The 25,745-nt window shown below is 60.2% G+C and carries 23 protein-coding genes; 15 read left to right on the top strand and 8 right to left on the bottom strand.

Going from position 1 to position 25,745, the window contains the following annotated elements; translation table 11 throughout:
- Positions 1–41: 41 nt before the first annotated feature.
- Positions 42–854: an LOG family protein gene (locus BM225_RS05545; RefSeq protein WP_072708482.1), complete on the top strand. Its 813-nt coding sequence runs from the start codon at positions 42–44 to the stop codon at positions 852–854.
- A gap of 31 nt (positions 855–885) precedes the next feature.
- Here the strand turns inward: BM225_RS05545 and lpxK are convergent, their stop codons facing one another.
- From lpxK to BM225_RS05520, 5 genes are all read right to left on the bottom strand, one after another.
- A complete protein-coding gene (gene lpxK, locus BM225_RS05540; RefSeq protein WP_072708484.1) occupies positions 886–1,887 on the bottom strand; it encodes a tetraacyldisaccharide 4'-kinase in 1,002 nt (333 codons plus the stop codon).
- Positions 1,888–1,890: 3 nt separating this feature from the next.
- On the bottom strand, positions 1,891–3,105 hold the full coding sequence (locus BM225_RS05535) for a 3-deoxy-D-manno-octulosonic acid transferase (protein WP_072708486.1): 1,215 nt from the start codon (positions 3,103–3,105) through the stop codon (positions 1,891–1,893).
- A gap of 107 nt (positions 3,106–3,212) precedes the next feature.
- Positions 3,213–3,989, bottom strand: coding sequence for a 3'(2'),5'-bisphosphate nucleotidase CysQ (locus tag BM225_RS05530; RefSeq protein WP_072708488.1), 777 nt, complete (start codon positions 3,987–3,989; stop codon positions 3,213–3,215).
- Positions 3,976–5,322 carry a TldD/PmbA family protein gene (locus tag BM225_RS05525; RefSeq protein ID WP_072708490.1) on the bottom strand — a complete coding sequence of 449 codons (1,347 nt, stop codon included), beginning with the start codon at positions 5,320–5,322 and terminating at the stop codon, positions 3,976–3,978. Before BM225_RS05525 ends, BM225_RS05530 begins: the two co-directional genes overlap by 14 nt.
- Positions 5,323–5,422: 100 nt before the next feature.
- Positions 5,423–6,925, bottom strand: a complete 1,503-nt coding sequence (locus tag BM225_RS05520; protein WP_072708492.1) for a hypothetical protein — start codon at positions 6,923–6,925, stop codon at positions 5,423–5,425.
- A 127-nt stretch (positions 6,926–7,052) separates the two neighbouring features.
- Here BM225_RS05520 and BM225_RS05515 point away from each other — a divergent pair, with 127 nt between their 5' ends.
- A complete protein-coding gene (locus tag BM225_RS05515) occupies positions 7,053–7,805 on the top strand; it encodes an SDR family oxidoreductase (RefSeq protein WP_072708494.1) in 753 nt (250 codons plus the stop codon).
- Positions 7,802–8,413 (top strand): enoyl-CoA hydratase/isomerase family protein, encoded by a 612-nt coding sequence (locus BM225_RS05510; protein WP_072708495.1) that lies wholly within the window; start codon positions 7,802–7,804, stop codon positions 8,411–8,413. Before BM225_RS05515 ends, BM225_RS05510 begins: the two co-directional genes overlap by 4 nt.
- 70 nt (positions 8,414–8,483) lie before the next feature.
- Here BM225_RS05510 and hemN read toward each other — a convergent pair whose 3' ends face one another.
- Complete coding sequence (gene hemN, locus BM225_RS05505) at positions 8,484–9,839, bottom strand: oxygen-independent coproporphyrinogen III oxidase (RefSeq protein WP_072708496.1); 1,356 nt, start codon at positions 9,837–9,839, stop codon at positions 8,484–8,486.
- 61 nt (positions 9,840–9,900) lie between these two features.
- Between hemN and fnrL the strand changes: the two genes are divergently transcribed.
- Positions 9,901–10,647, top strand: coding sequence for a transcriptional regulator FnrL (gene fnrL / locus BM225_RS05500; RefSeq protein WP_072708500.1), 747 nt, complete (start codon positions 9,901–9,903; stop codon positions 10,645–10,647).
- Between the two features lie 58 nt (positions 10,648–10,705).
- Here the strand turns inward: fnrL and BM225_RS05495 are convergent, their stop codons facing one another.
- A complete protein-coding gene (locus BM225_RS05495; RefSeq protein ID WP_072708502.1) occupies positions 10,706–11,545 on the bottom strand; it encodes a universal stress protein in 840 nt (279 codons plus the stop codon).
- A 210-nt stretch (positions 11,546–11,755) separates the two neighbouring features.
- On the opposite strand from BM225_RS05495, the gene ccoN reads away from it, so the two are divergent.
- The 11 genes from ccoN to BM225_RS05435 all read left to right on the top strand — a co-directional run bounded on the left by ccoN (position 11,756) and on the right by BM225_RS05435 (position 23,493).
- Complete coding sequence (ccoN, locus tag BM225_RS05490) at positions 11,756–13,360, top strand: cytochrome-c oxidase, cbb3-type subunit I (RefSeq protein ID WP_072708504.1); 1,605 nt, start codon at positions 11,756–11,758, stop codon at positions 13,358–13,360.
- A gap of 13 nt (positions 13,361–13,373) precedes the next feature.
- Positions 13,374–14,099, top strand: coding sequence for a cytochrome-c oxidase, cbb3-type subunit II (gene ccoO, locus BM225_RS05485; protein ID WP_072708506.1), 726 nt, complete (start codon positions 13,374–13,376; stop codon positions 14,097–14,099).
- 11 nt (positions 14,100–14,110) lie between these two features.
- Positions 14,111–14,299: a cbb3-type cytochrome c oxidase subunit 3 gene (locus tag BM225_RS05480; RefSeq protein WP_072708508.1), complete on the top strand. Its 189-nt coding sequence runs from the start codon at positions 14,111–14,113 to the stop codon at positions 14,297–14,299.
- Positions 14,296–15,159, top strand: coding sequence for a cytochrome-c oxidase, cbb3-type subunit III (gene ccoP, locus BM225_RS05475; RefSeq protein ID WP_072708510.1), 864 nt, complete (start codon positions 14,296–14,298; stop codon positions 15,157–15,159). The genes BM225_RS05480 and ccoP overlap by 4 nt, the downstream gene beginning before the upstream one ends.
- 461 nt (positions 15,160–15,620) lie before the next feature.
- Positions 15,621–16,481, top strand: a complete 861-nt coding sequence (locus BM225_RS05470) for a LysR family transcriptional regulator (protein WP_177218574.1) — start codon at positions 15,621–15,623, stop codon at positions 16,479–16,481.
- Between the two features lie 101 nt (positions 16,482–16,582).
- The gene (gene ccoG / locus BM225_RS05465) at positions 16,583–18,016 is read left to right on the top strand and encodes a cytochrome c oxidase accessory protein CcoG (RefSeq protein WP_245780428.1); all 1,434 of its coding nucleotides are present in this window, start codon (positions 16,583–16,585) and stop codon (positions 18,014–18,016) included.
- Positions 18,016–18,489 carry a FixH family protein gene (locus BM225_RS05460; RefSeq protein WP_072708517.1) on the top strand — a complete coding sequence of 158 codons (474 nt, stop codon included), beginning with the start codon at positions 18,016–18,018 and terminating at the stop codon, positions 18,487–18,489. Before ccoG ends, BM225_RS05460 begins: the two co-directional genes overlap by 1 nt.
- Positions 18,490–18,493: 4 nt before the next feature.
- Entirely contained in the window at positions 18,494–20,686 is a 2,193-nt protein-coding gene (locus BM225_RS05455; protein WP_072708519.1) for a heavy metal translocating P-type ATPase, read from the top strand.
- A 3-nt stretch (positions 20,687–20,689) separates the two neighbouring features.
- On the top strand, positions 20,690–20,848 hold the full coding sequence (ccoS, locus tag BM225_RS05450) for a cbb3-type cytochrome oxidase assembly protein CcoS (protein ID WP_072708521.1): 159 nt from the start codon (positions 20,690–20,692) through the stop codon (positions 20,846–20,848).
- A 164-nt stretch (positions 20,849–21,012) separates the two neighbouring features.
- Positions 21,013–22,584: a class I SAM-dependent methyltransferase gene (locus BM225_RS22085; RefSeq protein ID WP_245780427.1), complete on the top strand. Its 1,572-nt coding sequence runs from the start codon at positions 21,013–21,015 to the stop codon at positions 22,582–22,584.
- 12 nt (positions 22,585–22,596) lie between these two features.
- Positions 22,597–23,493 carry a hypothetical protein gene (locus BM225_RS05435; RefSeq protein WP_072708523.1) on the top strand — a complete coding sequence of 299 codons (897 nt, stop codon included), beginning with the start codon at positions 22,597–22,599 and terminating at the stop codon, positions 23,491–23,493.
- Here the strand turns inward: BM225_RS05435 and BM225_RS22080 are convergent.
- Positions 23,490–25,727: a glycosyltransferase family 2 protein gene (locus BM225_RS22080; RefSeq protein WP_072708525.1), complete on the bottom strand. Its 2,238-nt coding sequence runs from the start codon at positions 25,725–25,727 to the stop codon at positions 23,490–23,492. The genes BM225_RS05435 and BM225_RS22080 overlap by 4 nt on opposite strands.
- Between the last annotated feature and the right edge of the window lie 18 nt (positions 25,728–25,745).

Genomic DNA, 25,745 nt, shown 5'->3' with positions numbered 1-25,745 from the left:
AACACTTAGCTCTTAAAGAACAGATCCCTATCGGAGCCATTATGAAAGACCATCGACAGAACCCGCTACCCGACGCCGAACGCGACATTCGCCTGGCCGAAGGCGTGCCCCGCACACCGCAAACTCTGTCCCCCTCGTACCAGTTGGCCTTCCACGATCTGGACTTCCTGAAGCAGGACGAACTGCGCCCCGTGCGGTTGCAGCTGGAATTGCTGAAGCCCGAGCTGATCCTGAATGAACAGAACGTGCAGTCGACCGTCGTGATGTTCGGCGGCGCACGCATTCCCAGCCCAGAGCGCCGCGATATGGCCCGCAGCCCTGCCATGGCAGAGCTGTCGCACTACTACGACGAGGCACGTGAATTTGCCCGCCTGATGACCGAAGAGTCGCTAAAGACCGGCGGCACCGAGAACGTCGTTGCCACAGGTGGCGGCCCCGGTGTGATGGAGGCAGGCAACCTAGGTGCCATTGATGCGGGTGGCCGGTCCATCGGCTTCAACATCGTCCTACCCCACGAGCAGGCGCCTAACCCCTATGTGACGCCCGAGCTCAGCTTCAACTTCCACTACTTTGCCATCCGCAAGATGCATTTCCTGATGCGCGCCCGCGCGATCACGATCTTCCCCGGTGGGTTTGGCACATTGGACGAATTGTTCGAGACCTTGACCCTGATCCAGACCAAGCGGATGAACCCAGTGCCAATCCTGCTCTTTGGTCGCGAGTTCTGGGAAACCATCGTGAACTGGGACGCCCTGAAGAACGCGGGCACCATCGCGCCCGAAGATCTGGACCTGTTCCATTATGTCGAAACCGCGCAAGAGGCGATCGACTTGATCAAAGCTTCCGAAGCCTAAGACCTCTGGGGGCGTGCATAGCGCCCCCGTTTCACAAGATCGGCAGCCCGATTTCTGCCAGCTTCGCATCCAAGGGCGACCAATCCGCAATTTCCAGCCGCACGGGCAGCGTCAGCACTTTGCGGCGGAAGCTATCGGGCAAGCGCACGGCATCCTTTTCCGTTGTCACCAACTGCGCCCCTGCCCCGCGCGCATCGGACTCGAGCCGCTGCATTAGGGCGGGCGTCAGCTCTTGGTGATCCGACAGGGCTTCGGCACGGACCAAAGGCGCACCCAGACTGCGCAGCGTGGCGAAAAACTTCTCGGGGTGACCGATCCCCGCAAAGGCCAGCAAAGGCATCATCGACCAGTCCATGCCCGTCCGAAGAGGCTTGAGCTGCCCCGTCATATACGGCGTGGTGACGGCATCGCCCCATTGGGCCGCGAACCGTTCTTGCGCCTCGGGCAGGCCGATCGACAGGGTGATATCCGCGCGCGCTTGCCCGACGCTCACAGGTTCGCGCAAGGGCCCCGCAGGCAGACAGCGCCCGTTCCCGAACCCTTTGTCCGCGTCGACAACAACGATAGCGATGTCCTTGTGGAGGGCGGGGTTCTGAAAGCCATCATCCAGCAGGATCACATCCGCACCTTCGGCAATTGCCAAGGCCGCGCCCGCCGCACGATCCTTCGCCACATGCACAGGCATGAAGGCAGCCAGCAGCAGCGGCTCATCCCCGACCTGTTGGGCCGTGTGCACCTGCTCTTTGACCGTCGTCGGTTCCGTAACAGCCCCACCATATCCACGGCTGACGGCGTGCGGTTTGTACCCAGCCTCAATCAGCCGCTGCGCAATTGCGATGGTGGTCGGCGTTTTGCCCGTGCCGCCCGCGTTGATGTTGCCAATGCAGATCACAGGGACACCCGGTTTTTCCCACGCGCCTTTGGCCAGCCGCCGCGCGGTCGCCGCCGCGTACAGCGCACCAACAGGGGCCAGAAGTCGGGCCCGCCAGTTCGGACGCTCCGGCGTAGTGTACCAGAAAGACGGTGCTTGCATGGATCAGAAAGCCTTTTCGTCGAGCTGCTCTTGCAGAATTTCGAGCACTCTATCAGTCACTTCAGCCCCGCGCGAGGCCACTTCCCACGCAGCATGGGCCTGCGCAGCCGCCTTGTCCGGCGCGAGCAGCAGTTGCAGCCCCTGCGCCAAGGAACTGGCATCCTTGACAATCCGCGCACCGCCCGCGTTCACCAAACGGCTGTAGCTGTCCAGGTAATTGCCCACGTTGGGCCCATAAAGTAACGCGGACCCGAGCGCAGCAGGGGCAAAGGGGTCTTGCCCACCGAAGCCAGGCACAAGCGAACTGCCGACAAACGTGATCGGCGCAAGTCGGTACCACAGCCCCAACTCCCCGCAGACATCCACAACGACAACCTGCACATCCTCGGTGATGGGGTCGTCTTTGCTACGAAGAGCCACGTGCCAGCCTTGGGCGCGCAGTGTTTCGGCCAAACCTATGCCTCTGCTCGGATCATCGGGCGCAATCACGCTCAGGAGCCTGTGGGAGAAGCGTGTCATCTGCCGTTGGGCCTCGGCCACCATCGGCTCTTCGCCGGGGCGGGTTTCAGCCGCCAGCCAGACGGGGCGGCCAGCCAGCGCGGGGCGCAAGGCCTCTAGCTTGATCGGGTCGGCGGATGGCGCAACACTGCCTTCCTCCAACCGGCCTAGCGGGATGGCCGGCGCTTTGGCCCCTCGCAGCTTGTTAATCCGGCGCGCCGCCAAATCGTCCTTGCAAATGATATGGTCAAAGCACTGGGCCAAGGCCTGCTGCGCCGCGCGGTCAAACCGAAATCCCGGCGGGTCCAGCTCTGACGCGCTGGCGTTCGTCAGGGTCAACGGCACCTTTTGACGTTCCATCGCCCACAGCAGCGTCTGCCGCAGCGGCGCGCCGCAATACAGCCCCATGTCCGGTTTGAAATGCTGCACAAAGGCCGTGGTCTGCGCCAGCGTATCCTGCGGCGGATGTTCGACCATTACATGATCAGGCAATGCACCGGGGCAGCCCAACCCCTCTTGCATGGTGAGCAAGACCGACGGAATCGGCTCGAGAGTTTCGAGCCGTGGGATCAAATGCAGCAATGCCGCCAAGTCGGGCGCACTGGCGGCATGGAGCCACACCAACATACCTTCGGGGCGCGGTGCCCAGAGGGCGTCTGCGTCCACACGGCGACCGGGTTTCAGGCCGACAGCAATAGAAAGGGCAAGTTGGCGATACATGAGCGGATGTTAAGAAAGCCGAAATGGCGCAAAAAGCCTGCGCAGCCTACGGGTCTGGTCCAATCGGTCAAGCAAGTGTTGATCAGAGCAGCGTTTCGCAGCCAGTTCTAGCGCAAAGCAGCGTAGATTTCCTGATGAAGCGCCGGATTCGCAGCGATCACGCCCTCGCTTGCGGGGTCAGGGCGGTTAAAGATCAGTGGCACATTCTTACGATCCGTCACGCTCACGCCAGCCTCGGCCGCAATCAACGTGCCAGCAGCAATGTCCCACTCCCACGCATCGCGCAGGGTCAGCATAGCATCGAACCGTCCCTCAGCCACCAGACACAAGCGATAAGCCAGCGACGGGCGATGATGCCGCGTGATCTGGGGCAAGGATCGCCAGTTCTGCGCCTCCATGTTTGGGCGCGTGGCCAGAATGTCTGCACCGGCGAGCGTGTCGCGCTGCGCTGCCTGCAGGGTCGCACCGTTGCAGGTCGCACCCTGGCCAAGGGCTGCGGTGTAGTGCAAATCCTTGACCGGCAGATAGACGTGACCCGCAGTGATCTGTCCCTTGTCCGCAATAGCCAAGGAATGGGACCAACTGTTCTCGCCTTGGATAAAGGACCGCGTGCCATCAATCGGATCAACGATAAACACGCGATCCGTGTCCAAACGGGCAGCGTCATCCTCTGTCTCTTCGGACAACCAACCGTAATCTGGGCGCGCCTGCGTCAGGAACCCGCGCAAGAAGGCATCAACCTCTAGATCAGCTTCGGTGACGGGGCCCGCGTCCCCTGGTTTATTCCAGACCTGCGGCGCATTTCGAAAATGGCGCAAGGCGATTTCACCGGCCTTCTGCGCCGCTTCTGCCAACAAGGCCCGATCTGCATCAAGCTCCGGCAATGGTGAGCCCTTCGACAAGCAAAGACGGCACAACGCGGCTCAGGTAGTCGCGGGCGTCGTTTGCGGGGGTGATCTGCATCAGCATATCGCGCAGATTTCCGGCAAGCGTACATTCGTTGACCGGATACGCGATCTCGCCATTTTCGACCCAGAAGCCCGAGGCACCGCGCGAATAGTCGCCCGTGGTCGGGTTGATGCTGCTGCCAATCAGCGATGTGACCAATAGGCCAGTGCCCATCTCGCGCAGCAACTCATCGCGAGTCTTGTCCCCTTGGGTAAGAGCAACGTTTGAAACAACCGGCGACGGCGACGATCCCGTGCTGCGGCCTGCGTTCGCTGTAGACGGCATGCGCAGCTTGCGGCCCGTCGACAGATCCAGCGTCCAGCCCATCAGAACACCGTCTTGCACAATGGTGCGCGGCGCGGTGGGCAGACCTTCGGCGTCAAAGGGACGCGAGCCGGTTTGGCGCAGACGGTGGGGGTTCTCCAAGATCGACAGAGCCTTGGGCAGCACCTGACGCCCCAAGTCTTCGCGCAGGAAGCTGGAGCCTCGTGCCACCATCGCGCCGTTCACGGCAGACAGCAGATGCCCGATCAATCCGGACGAAATACGCTCGTCATACATCACTGGATAGGCGCCGGTCGGGGGCTTGCGCGCGCCTTGACGCTCCACCGCCCGCTGGCCAGCCGTTGCGCCAATCTCTTCGGCGCTGCGCAGGTCCTCTTGGAAGGTGCGGGAGTCGCCGTCGTAGTCACGCTCCATCTTCAGGCCTTCGCCCGCGATAGCAACGCAAGACAGACTGCGTCCAGTGCGCCCGTACCCACCCGAAAACCCATTGGTGGTTGCGATCCAGATTTCGCGTGCGCCATAGCTCGCGCCAGCGGATTGCACTTGAGTTACACCCTCTTGGGCAAGCGCTGCAGCCTCGGCGCGGCGCGCGTCCTCTTGAAGCTCTGCCGCCGAAGGTTCCGCCGAAGAATCAGCGAGTTCCAGCGCCTCTGCATCGTAGTCAGTCGCGAACTGACCTGCTTCTGCCAGACACAGATAGGGGTCTTCGGGGGCTTCTTTGGCCATCGCGACAGCGCGCGCAGCCAGTGTTTCGATGGTCGCGCTGCTGGTGTCAGAGGCCGAAACGTTGGCCTGGCGCTGGCCAACCATGACACGCAAGCCAATATCGACCCCTTCGGAGCGCTCCGCCTGTTCCAGCTGCCCCTGACGCACATCGATTTCCACCGAAGTGCCGTGCATCGCCATCGCGTCGGCGCTGTCTGCGCCCGCGCGCTTGGCGGCCTCGAGCAATTGCTGGGTGAGGGTTTGTAGCCGTTCCGTCATGCGGTACCTCCGATCTTAGGGTCCTGAGGTAGCCTTTGAGAGGCCCGCTTGCAAGGTTGGCCCCAACCGCAAAGGGACCAACCAATCTCTGTACGCACAATTAGCGGATGCGCTGGCCGTTGGCCTTGATCTGGCCACCGCTCAGGAACTCGATGGTCGAGGTCAGGGTATCTTGGGCCTCAACCACGGTGAACATCGACAGCATCATGCGCGGGCCCATCAACTGTTCGGCAGGCAGGATGCCCATCTGGCCCAGATTATCAAGCAGACCGTTCAGACCGACCGCGCGCAGGCTGACTTCGCCCTCGGGACGGGGGAAGCCGTTAAAGGTCTCCAGATCCTCGTTATCAAAGGTCAGATCGCCGGTGCCGGTGATCATCGCGCCAGCGGCCGTAACTTCCAGTTCGCTCAGGCGCAGATTATCCAGCGTGACGGGCGGATTGCCCTCTTCGAACATTTCGGCGATTTTCTCGGACTGTGCAGGATCAAACAGCGCCTCGCGGATGATCGCATCCCCTTCGAGGCCCAGCGCGATGGTGGCCGGAATGCGGGGCAGGATTTTCGCGGGATCAAAAATATCCCACAGCGCATCCGACATGGTGAAATCACGCAGCGCAACGCCGATCGCCGCAGGCGCAGGCTCTTCAGACGGCAGAACTGGGATCGTCGCGTTGGTGCCATATTCGGCGATCGCAAGCTCGATCGGCTGCGGGAAGGCATTTACTTCGATGGTGGCCGTGACGTCTTTGGTCAGCGAGTCATAGACAAGCCCCGCGTCGCTCAGACCTGACGAAACCGATCCGGCACCAGATGCGAGTGCGACCGCAAAGGGGCTGCCCTCTGCCACGCCGCTTACCGTGATGTCAGTGCCAGCAATGCCGCCGTCGAACGAGAAGGTGCCGCCTTCGCTTGCCATCTGGTGCAGGTCGGCCATCGCCGCCATGTTGCCCTCAGATTTCGAGGTAACCTCAACCGCATTCAGCAGAGCATCCAGCTTGACGGTGTCGTCGGTGTCGGGGTTCTTCATCGATACATCCATGTGGATGTTTTCGACCTGATAGGCTTGTTCCGTCGACGTCTCCTGCAGGTTTGACGTCCCCGACATGCCGTTCAGGGTGATATCGACCAGAGCATTCGGGATGGTTTGGCCGTCGGCCTTCAACTCATCCAGTCCAACCGACACAGACTCAGCGCTGTAAGTAGAAGTTAGGTCTTCGGGCGACCCGCTGACGATCATCGACGCACCGATCTGGCGGACATACAGATCCATATCCATGGTCTGGCCGTCTTCTTCGATGCTGACCATGCCGTCATACTCATTCGCGGTGGTCACGGTCACAGTCCCGTCGCCGTTATCCTTCAGCTCGATGCTGGGAACGGTGAAAGACATTGTACCTTCGGGAAAATCTGTCGAAACCTTCAGGTCCGTGATGACGAGCGTGTCGCCATTCATTTCTTCGCTGGCAGCCGTGTAGCCGCCATAGATGCTTTCCATCGCGGTCTGCCAACCGGCCCACACCTCTTCGGGGGTGACATCAGCGGCCGCTGCCGTGGCCAGTGCGCCCCACGCGACAGAGGCGCCTAGTAATAAACGGGTCGTCATAACGTACCTTTCAGAAAATAGCATTTGGCCAGACCTTCGGCGTTTCCTCGCAAAATCGTCAAGGCTGAATTTCTGGACCTCAACTTAGGGGTTTATTACGAATGTGCAAAGATCACAGGAGGACCAGATGGCAGACTTCGCGGGAAAATGTGTATTTGTGACCGGTGCGAGCCGCGGGATCGGTGCCGCCGCAGCACGGGAATTTGCGGCCGCCGGTGCCAACGTGGTTCTGGCCGCCCGCAAGGGAGACGAGATCGCAGAGTTGGCAGGTGAAATCGGGGCGCAGGCCTTGGCTGTTCCCTGCGACGTCAGCCGCTATTGGGAGGTTGAGGCCGCCATTCAGGCCGCGGTCGGGACGTTTGGCAGCCTTGATGTTTTGGTAGGCAATGCAGGGGTCATCGACCCCATTGGCCACCTACAGGACAACGATCCCGACGCGTGGGGCCACCTGATCGACATCAATGTCAAAGGTGTCTTTCACGGCATGCGCGCAGCCCTCCCCGTCATGAAGGCCCAAGGCGGCGGGTCTATCCTGACCATCAGCTCCGGCGCAGCCTCGCGCCCCGTCGAGGGGTGGAGCGCATACTGCGCGTCCAAAGCTGCAGCCCAGATGCTGACCCGTTCGCTCGATCTTGAGGAGCGCGCCAACGGCATCCGCGCCATTGGCCTGTCACCGGGAACTGTGGCCACTGATATGCAGCGCGACATCAAGGCCAGTGGTATTAACGAAGTCAGTCAGCTTGATTGGTCCGAGCATATTCCCGCCGAGTGGCCCGCGAAGGCGCTGGTCTGGATGTGCAGCGCCGAAGCCGATGACTGGCTCGGCGGGGAAATCTCTCTGCGGGATGAGGACATCCGGCGCAAGGTAGGACTGATATGATCGACGTAACCCGCGATGGGGACCTTTGGACCATCCGCATCAACCGCCCTGACAAAGCGAACTCTTTGACCAAAGAGATGCTGACGACGCTGGCCGATACCTTTGAGGCCGCCAAAGACGCCCGCGCCGTTATCCTCACGGGCGAGGGCAAAGTGTTCAGTGCTGGTGCCGATCTCGAAGAGGCACGCGCGGGACTCGCCGTTGATACGGTGTGGGAACGTCTGTCCTCTGCGGTGGCGGCAGTTCAGGGTCTAACTGTCGCGGCGCTGAACGGCACACTTGCGGGCGGTGCGATGGGTATGGCGCTGGCTTGCGACCTGCGGATCGCGGTGCCGACAGCAAAATTCTTTTATCCAGTGATGAAGCTGGGATTCATGCCCCAGCCCAGCGATCCCGTCCGCATGGCCAAACTGATCGGTCCGTCGCGGACGAAGCTCATCCTCATGGGCGGGCAAAAAATCACCGCAGACGAGGCCTTTGCCTTTGGCCTTGTGGACCGGCTGATCGCACCCGAGGCCCTGATGGACGAAGCTAGCGCCATCGTTCAGGACACTTTGGCAGCGAAACCCGAGATCGCCATGGGCATCAAGGAATTATGCCGCCGCTGAGCGCGCCAAAGACGAACGCCCGAAGGATGTCTCCTTCGGGCGCTTTTTATATGTGGGCTTTGCTGCGATGTCAGATCGCGGAACTGTGGCCAGCTTTACTCAGGTCATAGGCGTCGAAATCACGCGCAATAATGCGGGTCATCGCGCGGGCCTCGGGTTTGATCGTCAACTGCGTCCCCACAACCTCGATCATGCCTTCGTATTTCGTGGCGACCTCTTCGTAGTATGCCCGCAGCGTCGCGGTGCCCAACCCATAGTCGCGCTGGAGCTCATCCCCGTCTATCCCGAAGGTGCACATCAGCATCTCGATGATCCGGCCGCGCATCAGGTCCCCACCCTTGAAGGTGTGCCCGCGCGCTGTCGCGAACTGCCCCGCGCGCACAGCCGAGGTGTAGGCCGAAGTCGAGGACGCATTCTGCGCGTAGCCCTGCGGGAACCGCGAAATCGACGATGCCCCCAGACCGATCAGCACATCTGCCGTGTCATCGGTGTAGCCTTGGAAGTTCCGGCGCAGTTTGCCCGTGCGCAACGCAACATCCAGACCGTCGCCTTTCAGCGCAAAGTGGTCGATGCCGATCTCGGTGTATCCGTCCCACATGAACAGCTGGCGGGCGGTTTCGAACAGATCCAGCCGCTCTTCGGGCGTTGGCAGAGCGTCCGACGGGATCATCTGCTGACGCTTCGCCATCCACGGCACATGCGCGTAGCCATACAGAGCCACCCGATCCGGCGACAAAGACAGCAGCTTTTGCACCGACTCATTAATCCGCTCTTTGGACTGGTGCGGCAGGCCGTACAGAATGTCCGCATTCAGGGACTGGATGCCCCGTTCGCGGATCATGTCGACCGCCTTCTTGGTCACATCAAAGCTTTGGATGCGGCCGATCGTCTCTTGAATCTCGTCGTCGAAATCCTGAACCCCGATCGACGCGCGGTTCATCCCCGCTGCGGCCAACGCATCAAGACGTGCCTCGTCAATCTCGTTGGGATCAATCTCGACCGAGAATTCATAATCCTCGGCGAAGGGCGCAATCGCAGCGATAGACTGCGCCAGATCGGTCATCATGGGTGCCGACAGCAAAGTCGGCGTGCCGCCGCCCCAATGCAGACGCGACAGAGTGACGCCCTTGGGCAGAATTTGACCAAGCGATGCAATTTCTGCCTTGAGTGTCTGTAGATATACCCGTACCGGATCATCGCTCTGCGTGCCCTGTGTGCGGCATGCGCAAAACCAGCAGAGCCTACGACAGAAGGGCACATGGATATACAGCGAGATACTGTTCCCGGCCGGAATAGCCTTCACCCACCCTTCGAAATCTGTCGGCGAGACGTCGTTCGAAAAGTGCGGTGCGGTGGGGTAGCTGGTGTAACGCGGCACTTTTGCGTCAAACAGACCCAATTTGGCGAATTGTGTTTTCGTGTCCATACGCCTAACGTTAAAGGTGACTCTTCGGGTCATCCTTGACCCAGATCAAGCGCGAACGATCATGTTGAACGATACTTTGAAATTTGATGCCCATAATTGCGATGGGTGCCCGATCCGGCATCGTGCCGTCTGTGCGCGATGCGAGACAGACGAGCTAGAGCTGCTCGAATCGATCAAGTACTATCGCAGCTTCGAAGCGGGCCAGACCGTGATCTGGTCCGGTGACCAGATGGATTTTGTGGGCTCTGTCGTTTCTGGCATCTCGACCCTGACCCAAACCATGGAAGACGGCCGCACCCAGATGGTCGGTCTGCTGCTGCCCAGTGACTTTGTCGGTCGGCCTGGTCGCGATCGTGCGGCCTATGATGTGGTTGCGATCACTGACATGGTCATGTGCTGCTTCCGCCGCAAACCGTTTGAACAGATGATGGCTAAGACGCCCCACATCGCCGAACGCCTGCTGGAAATGACGCTGGACGAACTGGATGCCGCCCGCGAATGGATGCTGGTTCTGGGTCGCAAGACTGCTCGGGAAAAGATTGCGTCCCTTTTGGCGATCATCGCCCGCCGCGACGCCACGCTCAAGATGCAAGCGACCCAAGGGCGTCTGGTCTTTGACCTGCCCCTGACCCGCGAGGCTATGGCCGACTATTTGGGCCTGACGCTGGAAACCGTGAGCCGCCAGATCAGTGCCCTGAAGCGCGAAGGGGTGATCGAGCTGGAAGGCAAACGCCACGTGACGATTCCCGACATGGGGCGCCTGCTGGAAGAGGCCGGGGATGACTCAGACGGCGGGATGCTCGCCTGACACCGGAAGATAGAAAAGGCGCGGACCCCCACGCCTTTTGTCATTCTAGCGTCCTGTTTTAGTGAGACAGGAACACGGGCAGCTTGGCGTTCTCTAGAATGCCGCGGGTTGCTCCACCCAGAATCGCCTCGCGGAATCGGGAATGACCGTAGCCCCCCATCACCACCAGATCGGCGCCGCTGTCTTCGGCGTGGCGCGCCAGAACGTCGGAAATCCGCGGCATGGTTTTCGCCAGAACCGAGATTTCCACGTGTACGCCATGACGCGACAGGAATTCCGACAAACGGCCGCCGGGATCAGACCGTTCGGGCCCATGCGTCGGAGGATTGATGATCGCGATCGAGACGAACTCTGCCGCCTTGAGCAGCGGCAGTGCGCGGCGCACGGCATTCAGCGCCTCGGCGCTCTCGTTCCAGCCAATCACAATGCGTTTGAAGGCGGTCGGCCCGTCATAACCCGTGGGCACCATGAGCACCGAAGTGTCCCCATCAAAGAGTGCAGCCTCCAGCACAGGCTCCAGCTCAACGCCGGTCGAATCCCCATAAGGTTGGGCCATCACAGCAAGGTCAGAGAATCGCGCGCGTGCGGCCACGTGGCGGCCCAGATCGGCGATCGCGGCGACCGCTGTTTCCACGTTCCAGCGCAGATCTTCGGGTTCCAGCTTGGCGCGAATCTGCGCCTCTAGATCGTTTGCTTCGGCTTGGGCGCGTTGCAGAGTTTCCTGCAAAACCATCGCATTGGCACCGGCATAGTAATAACCGGTCTGCGTGCGGTCGATGCCCATGGTCAGCACATCCAGATGCGCATCCCAAGTCCGGCACAGCGCCTTGGCCACATTGAGCGGGGCCTCGGCCGCCGCAGGATCAGTCACAGTAGTGAATAGTGTTTTGTAAGCCATCTCGTCCTCCTGAGTTGGACATCTGAGAGAGACTCTACCTTCGGACAAAACGCTCCACTTTGAGATGCATCAACAATTCGGATGCGACCTTGGTGACGCGATTGACTCAGATCAAAGAATTGTGAGCCTCAGACACGCCATATGACCCCAGTCAATGGAGCCCGTGTGTCCATTTCACTTCGGATTCGCGGGAAGACAAAGGGACGTGGTATGATAAACTATCTTAAGCTAGCCGCGCTGGGGGTGATTACGCTGTTCGCAGCCATCGCCGCCAACTACGCGCGCGACCTGGCCTACATGGTACACGCCATTATTATTATGGTTGTGGCCGGTGGCCTTTTTCTCTGGACCCTGCGCAACACCGATGAACCCGTCAAAAAAGTCGCCGTAGAAACCGGCTACATGGACGGTGTTGTTCGCTATGGCGTCGTCGCCACCGCCTTCTGGGGCGTTGTCGGCTTTCTCGCCGGGACCTTTATTGCATTTCAGCTGGCCTTTCCGGCACTGAACTTTGAATGGGCAGAAGGCTACGCCAACTTTGGCCGTCTGCGTCCCTTGCACACCAGCGCGGTGATTTTCGCATTCGGCGGCAACGCCCTGATCGCGACATCGTTCTATGTGGTACAGCGTACCTCGGCGGCGCGCCTTTTTGGCGGCAACGCTGCATGGTTTGTGTTCTGGGGCTATAACCTGTTCATCGTTCTAGCGGCGACCGGCTACCTTCTGGGCGCAACCCAGTCCAAGGAATACGCCGAGCCCGAGTGGTACGTTGACTGGTGGCTGACCATCGTTTGGGTCGTCTATCTGGTCGTCTTCATGGGCACCATCTTCAAACGCAAAGAGAAGCACATCTACGTGGCGAACTGGTTCTTCCTGAGCTTCATCGTCACCGTTGCTATGCTGCACATCGTGAACAACCTGTCGGTGCCCGTCAGCATCTGGGGTTCGAAGTCGGTGCAGGTCTTCTCTGGCGTGCAGGATGCGATGACCCAGTGGTGGTACGGCCACAACGCGGTGGGCTTCTTCCTGACTGCGGGCTTCTTGGGCATGATGTACTACTTCATCCCCAAGCAGGCCGAGCGTCCCGTCTACAGCTATAAACTGTCGATCATCCACTTCTGGGCCCTGATTTTCATCTACATCTGGGCGGGTCCCCACCACCTGCACTACACCGCGCTGCCTGACTGGGCCTCGACCCTTGGCATGGTGTTCTCGATCGTCCTCTGGATGCCTTCTTGGGGTGGTATGATCAACGGTCTGATGACCCTGTCGGGAGCATGGGACAAGCTGCGCACAGACCCTGTAATCCGCATGATGGTGATCTCGGTTGGCTTCTACGGCATGTCGACCTTCGAAGGCCCGATGATGTCGATCCGAGCTGTGAACTCGCTGTCGCACTACACTGACTGGACCATCGGACACGTACACTCTGGCGCCCTTGGCTGGAACGGCATGATCACCTTCGGTGCTCTGTACTACCTCGTTCCCAAGCTCTGGAACAAAGAGCGTCTGTACAGCCTGAGCCTTGTGAGCTGGCACTTCTGGCTCGCGACCATCGGCATCATCCTTTACGCGGCATCCATGTGGGTGACCGGTATCATGGAAGGCCTGATGTGGCGTGAAGTGGACGCAAACGGCTTCCTCGTGAACAGCTTTGCCGACACCGTTGCTGCGAAGTTCCCGATGTACGTTGCCCGTGGCCTTGGTGGTGTGATGTTCCTCAGCGGTTCGATCATCATGTGCTATAACCTCTGGATGACTGTGGCCAAAGCGCCGGCGAAAGCCGAAGCCAGTGCCGCTGTCCCGGCTGAATAAGGAGTGCCGGAGCATGTCTATTCTCGATAAGCACAAAATCCTCGAGACCAACGGCTCGCTGCTGTTCGTGTTCGCCTTCCTCGTTGTCACCATCGGTGGCATCGTGGAGATCGCCCCGCTGTTCTGGCTGGAAAACACCATCGAAGAAGTAGAGGGCGTCCGCCCCTACTCTCCGCTGGAGCTCGAAGGCCGCAACATCTACATCCGCGAAGGTTGCTACGTCTGCCACAGCCAGATGATCCGCCCGATGCGCGACGAGGTCGAGCGCTACGGTCACTACAGCCTGGCGGCAGAGTCGATGTACGACCACCCGTTCCAGTGGGGCTCCAAGCGCACAGGTCCCGACCTGGCGCGTGTGGGTGGCCGCTACTCGGACGAATGGCACGTAGATCACCTGCGCAACCCGCAGTCGGTCGTTCCTGAATCGGTGATGCCGAAATACGGCTTCCTCGAGGACACCCTGATCGAAGCGGAGCATGTCCGCGACCTGATGGAAACCAACGCCTTTGTTGGTGTCCCCTACACCGAAGAAATGCTGGAAAACGCTGTGGCAGACTTCAACGTCCAGATCGACCCTTGGGGCGACTACGACGGTCTGCTGGAACGCTACCCCGGCGCGCAGGTGCGTAACTTTGACGGTCAGCCCGGCATTTCCGAAATGGATGCTCTGATCGCATATCTCCAGATGCTGGGTACGCTGGTCGACTTCTCGACCTTCAACCCGGATGCCAGCCGCTAAGAGGTGATGTGATGGATATGTACACCATTACCCGCCAGTTTGCGGACAGCTGGATGTTGTTGTTCCTCTTCGGGTTCTTCGTCTCCGCGATTGTTTGGGTGTTCCGTCCCGGTTCGACCAAAGAATACCGGAAGCCAGCGGAAAGCATCTTCCGCAACGAAGATCGCCCGGCAAATGACCACGAGGAGGCTCGGACATGAGCAAGAAACCTGAAAAGAAAGAGGTCGAAACCACCGGTCACAGCTGGGACGGTATCGAAGAGTATAACAACCCTCTTCCCCGCTGGTGGCTGTGGACCTTCTACGCCTGTATTGTTTGGGCCGTTCTCTACACCATCGCCTATCCGGCATGGCCTCTGCTGAACGGCGCAACCCCGGGTATTCTGGGCTTCTCGACCCGCCAGAACGTTGCAGAAGAAATCGCATCTGTCGAAGAAGCGAACGCAGCGATCAACGACCGTCTGGCAAGTGCCGAGCTGACCCAGATCAGCGCGGACGCTGACCTGCAGAGCTACGCCAACAACGCTGGCGCTGCTGTGTTCCGCACTTGGTGCGCACAGTGTCACGGTTCGGGCGCAGCGGGGGCCACTGGTTACCCCAACCTGCTGGACGACGACTGGCTCTGGGGTGGTTCGATCGAAGAGATCCACACCACCATCAGCCACGGCATCCGCAACGAAACCGATCCGGATGCTCGCTACAGCCAGATGCCGTCCTTTGGCACTGACGAACTTCTCTCAAAAGCAGAGATCCGTCAGGTCGTGAACTACGTCATGTCCCTGAGCACAGAGCCTAATGATCCGGCTGTGGTCGAAGACGGCGCTGTCGTATTCGCAGACAACTGCGCCAGCTGCCACGCTGACGACGGCACAGGCGATCGCACCCAAGGTGCGCCCAACCTGACCGACGCCATCTGGCTCTATGGTGGGGATTACGACACCCTGATCACCAGTGTCTCTGAGGCCCGCTTTGGCGTCATGCCTAACTGGAACGAGCGTCTCTCCGATGCGGAAATCGCTGCAGTTGCAACTTATGTCCACGGTCTGGGTGGCGGTGAATAACCGCCCCTAACCACAGAATACCCCGTTTTTTCCTGCGGGGTTGCGCCGACGTTCTGTCCTGTTCGCGCGTTTCCTAGAACGTCGGCGCTTTTTTCTCAGACCGAAATTTACCAACGGGTCTGCTTTTAGAAACGCCCCAATATCCCCCCAAAAGCCTCAAGTGTAAGCGTTGATCCCCGGTGATCGTGCGCAAACTGGACAAAATTTGGCCTTAATTAGACAATTAGGGTCGCTTGGTTCACCTTATACGTGTATACCCGTTAAGAGCACTGATGAGTTCTCTATGTTTTTGCAACCTCTTAACGATCATTATTATACTTCAGCGTAGGAAAAATAGAAATTTCAACTGTTTTGCTGCTTGAGTAAGTATGTAATGGTCATATTAACTTTGTATGAGTGTGTTTTTTCCACGCTGCTTTTTTAAAAATGTTAGTCGAGATTAATAAATGGATTGGCTTCGCATGCCTTCTTTGCCCGCGCTGCGGGCATTCGCTGCCCTAGCGCAGTCGGGGAGTGTCTCTCGCGCAGGGGCACTTTTAAACGTAACGCACGCTGCAATCAGCCAGCAGATCCGGCAGCTCGAGGGGCATTTGGGGACGCCTCTCGTCGCACGTCAGGGTCGCGGTGTCATGCTGACACCAGAAGGCACGCAGCTGGCTCAGGTTCTGCTTCCAGCGCTTGAGACGATCTACCAGAAGGTCGAAGAAATGACCGATGGGGATGAGACCCGACCACTGCAGGTTGCAGCGGCGCCTCTATTCACCATCAACTGGCTCATGCCCCGTCTGGACGCGTTCCGCCAACTGCATCCCGAGGTCGAGGTCCTACTCAACCCGACATCCGAGATCGTTGACCTGCGTCCCGCTGGCATCGACATGGCAGTGCGCTACGGCGCCGGCGTCTGGCCTGCACTCGAGGCCACCCTACTGCTGCCCTCAGATCTGGTTCTTGTTGGCAGCCCTGAACTGGTTGGGGACCGAGAAATCTCTGGCCCCGCTGATCTGATGGATCAGAAGTGGCTGCAGGAAACCGGCTCGAACGAAACCGGTGTCTGGCTCGAAGCGCATGGTATTACCGCAGCCAAGGGTCCGCAGGTCACTCCCCTGTCGAACGCACAGCTGATGGACGCCCTGCTGGATGGCGAGGGCATCGCTCTGGTCAGCCGCGCCATGGTCCGCCGCCCACTCAAGGACGGATCACTCAAGGTTCTGTTCGAATCGCCGAACGAAGCACTTGGCTATTACTTCGTGACCCGTCCCGGTGTTCAGAGGAAATCTTTGTCGACATTTGCCGAATGGCTGAAGGGCCAATTGTCGCAATAGCTATGGCACAGACTCGGGTTTGACCTGCATCAAAGCCCGAGATCGGCGCTCCTGCAAAAAGGGCAACAGCTAATGCCCTTTTTTCATACCGGAGCGATTCCGTGAACCAAGCCGATCAGCAAGAAGACCAACTTTACGCCGCACGCGAACCTATATTTCCCAGACGCGTCAGCGGTAAATTCCGGAACCTGAAGTGGGTGATCATGGCGATCACTCTGGGCATCTACTACATCACGCCCTGGATCCGCTGGGATCGCGGCCCCAACCTACCCGACCAGGCCGTTCTGGTCGATCTGGCGAACCGCCGCTTCTTTTTCTTCTTTATCGAGATTTGGCCACACGAATTCTACTTCATCGCGGGCCTTCTCATTATGGCGGGCCTTGGCCTGTTCCTGTTCACATCGGCGCTCGGGCGTGTCTGGTGCGGCTATACCTGCCCACAGACGGTCTGGACCGACCTCTTTATTCTGGTCGAACGCTGGGTCGAGGGCGACCGCAACGCGCGTTTGCGCCTGCACCGACAGAAGAAGATGGACCTGCGCAAAGCGCGACTCAGGGCAACCAAATGGGCGTTGTGGTTCCTGATCGGCCTCGCGACCGGTGGCGCATGGGTGTTCTATTTCACCGACGCGCCGACCCTGCTCAATGATCTGCTGCATTTCCGGGCGCACCCCGTCGCCTACACCACGATGGGCGTTCTGACCCTGACCACCTTTGTGTTCGGTGGCTTTATGCGCGAACAGATCTGCATCTACGCTTGCCCTTGGCCCCGTATTCAGGCGGCCATGATGGACGAAGACACCATTACCGTGGGCTACCGCGAATGGCGCGGTGAACCCCGCGGCAAGCATCGTAAGGCCGAAGGCGCCGAGAACCTAGGCGATTGCATCGACTGCATGGCCTGCGTGAACGTGTGCCCCGTGGGCATCGACATCCGTAACGGCCAGCAGTTGGAATGCATCACCTGTGCACTCTGCATCGACGCTTGCGACGACATTATGGCCAAGGTGGGCAAGCCCCGCGGCCTGATCGACTACATCGCGCTCTCGGACGAGAAGCTCGAACGCGAGGGCAACGCCCCCCGCCCGATCATGAAACATATCTTCCGCCCACGCGTCCTGCTCTACACTGCACTGTGGTCGCTGGTCGGCGTTGGGCTGATCATCGCGCTTCTCAGCCGTCAGGATATCGACATGACCGTCGCGCCTGTCCGCAACCCGACTTTTGTGACCTTGTCCGATGGCTCGATCCGCAACACCTATGACGTACGCCTGCGGAACAAACATGGCGAGGATCGCGGATTTGTCGTGACCGTCGCGCCGTCGGATGTGTTCGAACTGAAGCTTGAAGGCTATGATGAGAACGTGACCGACGTTCCGGCAGACAGCACCAAGCTGCAGCGCGTCTATATCGTCGCCGCACCAGACACCGACGCTGCCCAAGCGGAACGGACCGAAATGACCATCACGGTCACCGATCCGGTCGCCGAAGAGCAAGTGAGCAAAGACACCGTCTTTAACGGAAGGGATAATTGATGGCCCAAGCAGCGAAACAGGAATTCCGCCTCAAGGGATGGCACGTGTTTGCCGGATTTGTCGCGGCCTTCGGTGTGATCATCACTGTAAACCTTGTGATGGCGTACAACGCCATCCACACCTTTCCCGGGCTGGAGACCAAGAACTCTTATGTCGCCAGCCAGAAGTTCAACGAAGCTCAAAAGGCGCAGCTTGCCTTGGGCTGGGATGCCCAAATCCGGCTAGAGCGTGGCAATCTGATCCTGTCGATCCGCGATGAAAACGGCCGCCCCGTAAACCCCGTGATCGAAGAAGCAATTCTGGGCCGCGCGACCGAAGCGCGGGACGACACCACACCCGTTTTTGCGTGGACCGGCAGCGACCTGTCGGCCCCCGTCACTCTGGGCCGTGGCAACTGGAACCTGCGCCTCAAGGCGCGGTCCGAAGACGGAACTCTGTTCCAGCAGCGCCTTGTGCTGCACGTGAAAGGCTAATCCAATGACAGTCGCGATCAGTCGTCAGGCCCCTTCGGCGTGTCCGGCCTGTGTTGCTGCCCCCTCGGCCGAGGCGATCGCCGCCCGCGCCGAGGCGCTCAAAGACACACGGATCGCGCTGTCTTTGCCCACAATTCACTGCTCGGCCTGCATCAGCGCGGTCGAGTCTGCCCTCAACGCCTATCCGGGCGTCAAGGATGCGCGGGTCAACCTGACCCTGAAGCGCGCCAATGTAGACGCCGAGATGTCCGTCGATCCTGCCGATCTGGTGAACCTGCTCGAAGGGATCGGCTACGAGGCGCATGAACTCGACGTTGCCACGATCCAGTCCACCGCCACGGACAAGGCGGGCCGCGATCTGCTGATGCGCCTGGCGGTCGCGGGCTTTGCTTCGATGAACGTGATGCTGCTGTCGGTGTCGGTCTGGGCCGGTGCCGCCGACGCCACCCGTGACATGTTCCACTGGATTTCAGCGGCGATCACCCTGCCCGCCATCGGGTTCTCGGGCCAACCCTTCTTCCGCAACGCGTGGAAGGCTTTGTCCGCTGGCCGCCTGAACATGGATGTGCCGATCACGCTGGCGATCCTGCTCGCCGTGGTGATGTCGGTCTGGGAAACCGCCCTGTCCGGCCACCATGCCTATTTCGACGCCGCGCTCACCCTGACCTTCTTCCTGCTGGCTGGCCGCTATCTGGATCATCGCACCCGCGCCGTGGCCCGCTCTGCCGCCGAAGAACTCGCGGCATTGGAAGTCCCCCGCGCCATCCGCCTCACCGACGGAACAGAGCAAACCGTCGCCGCCGCAGACCTGCGCATCGGGGACATAGTTCTTGTCCGCCCCGGCTCGCGCTGCCCCGTGGACGGCGAGATTGTCACCGGCACCTCGGAACTGGACCGTTCGCTCCTGACCGGGGAAACCGTGCCCGTGGCCGCCGCACCGGGCCAAGCGATCAGCGCAGGCGAGGTTAATTTGACCGGCCCCCTGACCATCCGCGCCAATGCAGTGGGCCAAGACACCTCCTTGCACCGTATGGCTGATCTGGTCGCCATCGCGGAATCTGGCCGCTCGCGCTATACCTCGCTGGCAGACCGCGCCGCGAAACTCTATGCGCCCGGCGTGCACATCCTGTCGGCGCTCAGCTTTGTCGGCTGGTTCATCTATTCGCAGGACCTGCGCACCTCTCTGAACATCGCGGCAGCTGTTTTGATCATCACTTGCCCCTGTGCTCTGGGTCTAGCGGTTCCGGCAGTGACCACCGCCGCCTCTGGTCGCCTGTTCCGCAAAGGGATGCTGATCAAGCACGAAACCGCGCTAGAGCGTCTGGCCACCGTGGACACCGTCGTATTCGACAAAACCGGCACCCTGACCGAAGGCACCCCCGTGCTGTCCAACCTTGGCGATCACAGCACCGCCGATCTGGAAATCGCGCTGGCGCTGGCCGAAGGGTCCAGCCACCCCCTGTCCCGCGCCATTACCACCGCCGCTCGCGCCGCTGGCATCAAGCCCGCGCAGATCACCGACATCACCGAACGCCCCGGCCAAGGCACCGAGGCCACATGGCGCGGTCAGACCGTCCGCTTGGGCCGTAACGACTGGATCGGGGCAGAGGCAGGCGACGTGACCTCGGCGTGGCTGCGCGTGGGCAACAACGCGCCCGTGCAGTTCCGCTTTGCCGACGACCTGCGCGCTGGCGCGGCAGAGACGATCACCGCACTGAAAGCCGCTGGCAAAGGAGTGATCCTGCTGTCCGGCGACAGTGACGTCCCGGTCACAGACCTCGCCAACCGCCTTGGCATCGACGAATTCCAAGCGAACTGCCTACCCCAAACCAAGCTCGCCACCATCGAATCCCTGTCCGCCAGCGGCGCGCATGTGCTGATGGTCGGCGACGGCCTGAACGATACCGCTGCGCTCGCTGCCGCCGATGTCTCGATCAGCCCCGCCACAGCTCTGGACGCGGCCCGCGTGGCGTCGGATATCGTGCTCTTGGGCCGCGACTTGTCCCCCGTGGCGGACTCGCTCGTGACCGCCCGAAAAGCCACCAGCCGTATCAAAGAAAACTTCCGCATCGCGACCGCCTATAACGTGATCGCCGTTCCCCTCGCGATTATCGGTCTGGCGACTCCCCTGATTGCCGCGCTGGCCATGTCTTCCAGCTCGATCATTGTGTCGCTCAATGCGCTCCGCCTGAGGTAAATCATGCAAGTCCTGACTCTGTTGATCCCGATCTCTCTGATACTTGGCGGCCTCGGCCTTGTCGGGTTCGTCTACACCCTGCGCTCCAGTCAGTACGAGGACCCTGATGGTGATAGCCAGCGTATCCTAAGCGACCAGTGGGACGATCACCCCAAACCGTAAATATCAAAGGCGTAAAATAACTAAGGATTGTTTCCGCTTCGCACACGACACAACCCAAATTTTTCAACGTTTTGCACCAAGAAGTACTGGAAAAAGTCCGGCCACCCCAAGTAACCTGCACCCATGCATGCACCTTGTAGCACGAAGGTAGAGACAGGTTTCCGATGGCTAAACAAAAGTACACGATCGCGGCTTTGTGGATGGAAGGCCCGCTAAGCTATCTGGAACAGCTCTGCATGAAATCCTTTGTGGATGCGGGGCACCACACCGTTCTCTACCATTACGGCCCGCTGGCCAATGTCCCCGACGGGATCGAGCTAGCAGATGCCAATGAAATCCTGCCGCAGACTAATTTCCTGCAGCACGAACGCACCGGCAGCCCCGCGCTGCACTCGGACCTCTTCCGCTACAAGATGCTGAAGAAGATGCGCAATACCATCTGGGCCGATACGGATGCCTACTGCATGAAGCCGTTCGAAACCCCGAACGGGCACTTCTATGGCTGGGAGTCGTCCAAACATATTAACGGCGGCGTTTTGGGGCTGCCCCATGACAGCGACACTCTGAATGCGCTTTTGGACTTCACCAGCGACGAATTCGCGATCCCTAGCTACTATGGCCCAGAATACGAGGCCGAGTTGATCGCCAAACGCGATGCAGGCGATCCGGTCCACGCCAGCGAACAGCCTTGGGGCGTCTGGGGCCCCCATGCGGTCACGCACTTCTTGCTGGAAACAGGCGAGTCGCGCTTTGCCCTCCCCCAAGAGGGGCTCTATCCCTTCACGTTCAAAGACCGCCGTTTCATGCTGAAGCGCAACTTTGACACCACGCCCTACATCACCGAAAACACCTTTTCGGTGCACCTCTATGGTCGACGCATGCGCGCCCGCTTGGGCGAGGCGGGTGAACCTCCGCACCCCAAGAGCCTGATCGGCAAGCTTCTGACCAAGCACGGCATCGATCCGGCCAAGGCCCCGATCCCCCGCAAACCCAAGAAGGCAGAGGATGGCACGATCATCACGCCGGTAACGGCTGTGCGCCCCGCGGACAAAGTCGGGCGCGGCAAGCTGAACCTGACCGATCTGGCCGACAAGTACGGCACCGACAAGGGCGGCAACAAATTCCGGTATTCCGAAGCCTACCAGATGATCATGCAGCCCCACCGGAACCGCGCGATCAGCCTGCTGGAACTGGGCTTGCAGGACGGCGGACCAGAGCGCGGCGCAGAACCCGATCGCGAAACCACCGACGCACCGTCCATCCGCATGTGGCTCGACTACTTTCAAAAGGGCGAAATCACCGGCATCGACGTATCCGATTTCAGCTGGTTCAAAGAGGACCGCTTTACCTTCCACCAGTGTGATCTGGCGGACGAAGCCGCGCTGGACAAAACCGTCGATCAGTTGGGCGAGTTTGATTTCATTATCGATGATGCCAGCCACGCCTCGCCGCACCAGCAGATGGCGTTCCTCAAGCTGTTTCCCAAGGTGAAATCCGGCGGTTTTTACATCATCGAGGGCCTGCGCGGGCAGCCCCGCCGCTTTGAACCGGCCAAGTTCACCAAAACCGCCGATCTGTTCGAAAGCTACCTCAAGGATGGCATCTTCCGCCATGCGGACACCAAGATCAGCGATCAGTTCAACGATCTGCGGCTGGATATCTCGGGGGTCATGCTGCTGCCCGCCTTCTTCATGAAGGTGAAGCAGACCAACCTGATGATCCTGCAAAAACGCTAAGGGGCCGCAATTTTGGCCAGCTTTGACTTTTCCTTGATGCAAAGCCTCGCTGCCGAGGAAAAGGGCGAGTACCACGAAACGCCCAAGCATGTGGTCGTCCACATTCCGGGCAAGGACCGCCTGCTGGTTGGCTTCGATAACCTGTCTTGGAACCGCGAAGAAGGGCCGCGCAAGCCGTGGGCCTTTGACGTCGCACGGAAAAACGGCTGGGGCGTCGTGGGCGTGATGTGCAAAAAATCCGACTGGTTCCGCGATCTGGCCCTGTTCCGCATCCTAGAGGGGATGCGCGATTGCGGGGTCTTTTCGTCCTATCCTGCCGTGAGCATGTATGGCTCCAGCATGGGGGCCTACGGGGCCTGTGCTTTTGCCGATCTCGCGCCCGGGTGTACCGTCGTCGCCTTCAGTCCCCAGTCCACACTGGCCAAGGACCTTGCCCCCTTTGAGAACCGCTACGACCGCGCGGCAAACCGCGCCGACTGGAGCCAAGGCCCCTATCGCGACGCTGCCACTGGTCTGGCCGCTGCGGGCAAGGCATATCTGGTCTACGATCCCCTCGTGCCAGAAGATCAGGCCCATATCGACCGCCTGACCCAACCCAACTGCGAAGTTCTGGGCTGGAACCATCTGACGCACAAGGTCCCGCCCAGCCTCAAACGGATGGAAATCCTGAAACCCGTTTCGACAGAGATGCTCGACGGCTCCATGACGCGCCAGCGGTTCTACGAACTGCTCCGCAACCGCCGGAACGCCATCCCCTATACCCTGCGTTTGCTGGAACAAGCGGCCGCAAAGGGACACATGAAGCTGGCCCTATCGGCCACCGCCTATGCCCGCAGCCAGAAGGACAACTGGAAACTGCGCCAATTCCAGAAACACCTGAAAGCGCAGGCCAAAGAGCGGGGGCTCTAGAACTCCTGCTCGCCTTCCATTTCTTCGACAGTGAAAAAGAAATCCGCAGGCTGGTCTTTGAACACCACCTCGTCGGGCACGCAGTCAGGGCCGGTGTGGAACACCGCTGATCCGAAATGCAGGTGCATCCGGCTCAGCCGCTCCATCCGTTCGCCCGTGATATCACCGTAGAATTTGCGGTAGTTCTCGGTCGCCATCAGGCGATCGATATGCGCGCGGTGTTCAGCGATGCAATGCTCATGGGCCGCCCGAATCTCCGGATCTTCGAGCAAGCGCGCCATCTCGGCCTCAACCCGTGGGATCATCCGCATGATGCTGCGGTTTTCCTCGTAATTGTTGTTCATCCGGAACCAATACGCCAACCCCTGATCGCGATCCACGTGGTTCACACGCCCACGGTCCCGCTTCACGAGGAAGCTCTCGGCCGAGCGCACCGCATAGTGGTTCAGCGACACCATATCGTAGCCCACAGTTGACGCGGTCGATCGCCACGCCGTCCGGTATTCCTTTTCCGGCATCGGCTTGCCAGAGCCATTCACCCAGTTGATCTGGTCCACCAGCTGAGGCTTCAGCCCCTTGGGTCGGTGCACACCCATTTTCTTGAACAGGCCAATGTTGCGGAACAGCGTCTTGAAGCCCCACGCCTGATGCGGCTTGCGCGCCATCTCGGGCGCGCAGCGGTCAAACTGGCCAATGATCGGGCTCGGATCGAATTCATGCACATCCGCATTGCCATAGAGCCGCCACGTCAGGCTGATCATGTTCGCATCGGGCAGCGCTTTGAACAGCGCGCCCAGCGTGCCGTCGCCCACATGGACGTTGATGTATTCATCCACGTCCATACAGATGCACCATGCCGCGTTCTTCATGATCGGCTCTTTTTCCGCCGCGGCCAGCGCCGCGTGCTGCGGCTTCAGATCCATCTCGCGGAAGGGGTTCTCGCGGTGCTCCACGATCCCCTTGCGCTGCAGCAGGTCAAAGAACGTGTCCGTCCCGTCCGTGCAATCGTTGGTAAAGACCAAAAACTTCTCGACCCCGATGACGCGGTGATAGGCCAGCCACTCCAGAATAAAGGGGCCTTCGTTTTTCATCGTGGTGACGATAGCCACATCATTGCGGCGCTGGTTGTCCTTGCGGGTCTGCGCATCAGGCAAACGGCGCGGCTTGTGACCCGCCGCTTCGGCAATGTTCAGCAGGAAATCACTCTCGACCAAGCTGGACTTGGGCACCAACCGCGACACTTGCTGGCCGCCGCCAGTCTCTTCGCCATAGCGCAGGGCCATGCAGCGATAGAACCGGATCAAGTCCTGACGCGCGGGCACGCCGACCACACGGCGCCACCGCCACACCGCAGCCTGATCCGGCTGGGGCGCATAGCACCACCGGCCATGCCCTGCCCCTTCGTCAAAGCGCAGGCAAATATGGTCCGCAAACTCGGGCAGCGCATTCGGGCGGATTGCCCAAGGATAGGCCCGATGCCCGACCAGTTGCACATAGGTGCCCGGCTGCGCCTCTGCGGCGTCAAAAACATTCGGGTGCCGACCATCCGGCGCAGGCAGCAAATCCAGCGGGTCCAAGGCCAGCACACACCGCGCCCGCTCCAAATACATCTGGCGGGCAAACTCGTAGAACGATCCAAACAGGATGGGCGAATGCCACGGGTCCGCCTCGGGGTGATCCATCCGGTCTTTGCCCGGCGCATCCGGCGCATTCATCGGGTGCGCCTCGTGGCCCAACTCGGGATGCCCCAAGGGCACATCCGCCGACAGCATCATGACCTTCAGATCGCGCAACCTCTTTGAACCTGCGATCTCGGCTTCGATCTGCAAGGAATCCCTGTCCGCCTTGGCCGGCTCTGCCCGATCCAGAATCAGCGCCGCCTCAAGCCCATGGTGCTGCACCAAGTGCTCCAGCCACTCGCGCAGGATCGCGGGCCGTTCGTCGTTGCGGATCGCTACGACGCAGCGCTTGCCCGCAAAGAACTCTGTCTCGGGCGCATCGCCCACCACCCCATCGACGGCGGGGCACTGAATGGTCATGCTGTCCTTGAACCCGCCGACCTGCACCGGCACCTTGAACATTGCCTGCGGATCACGGCCACGCAGCAATTCGGGCCGCAAGTAAGCCGTCATCTGGTCGCCATCTATCAGACAGCACAAGGCATCGGGGGCGTCGGGGGTGGCCAGAACCTCTGGCAAAGAGGCGGCCTGTAGGCGTCGGCGTTCGAATTGCACAAGCAACTCCGTCTAGGT

Source organism: Donghicola eburneus (assembly GCF_900115865.1).
Lineage (GTDB): Bacteria > Pseudomonadota > Alphaproteobacteria > Rhodobacterales > Rhodobacteraceae > Donghicola > Donghicola eburneus.
Note: the sequence above shows the minus strand (reverse complement) of the source record. Positions and strands in the feature narration are given on the sequence as shown.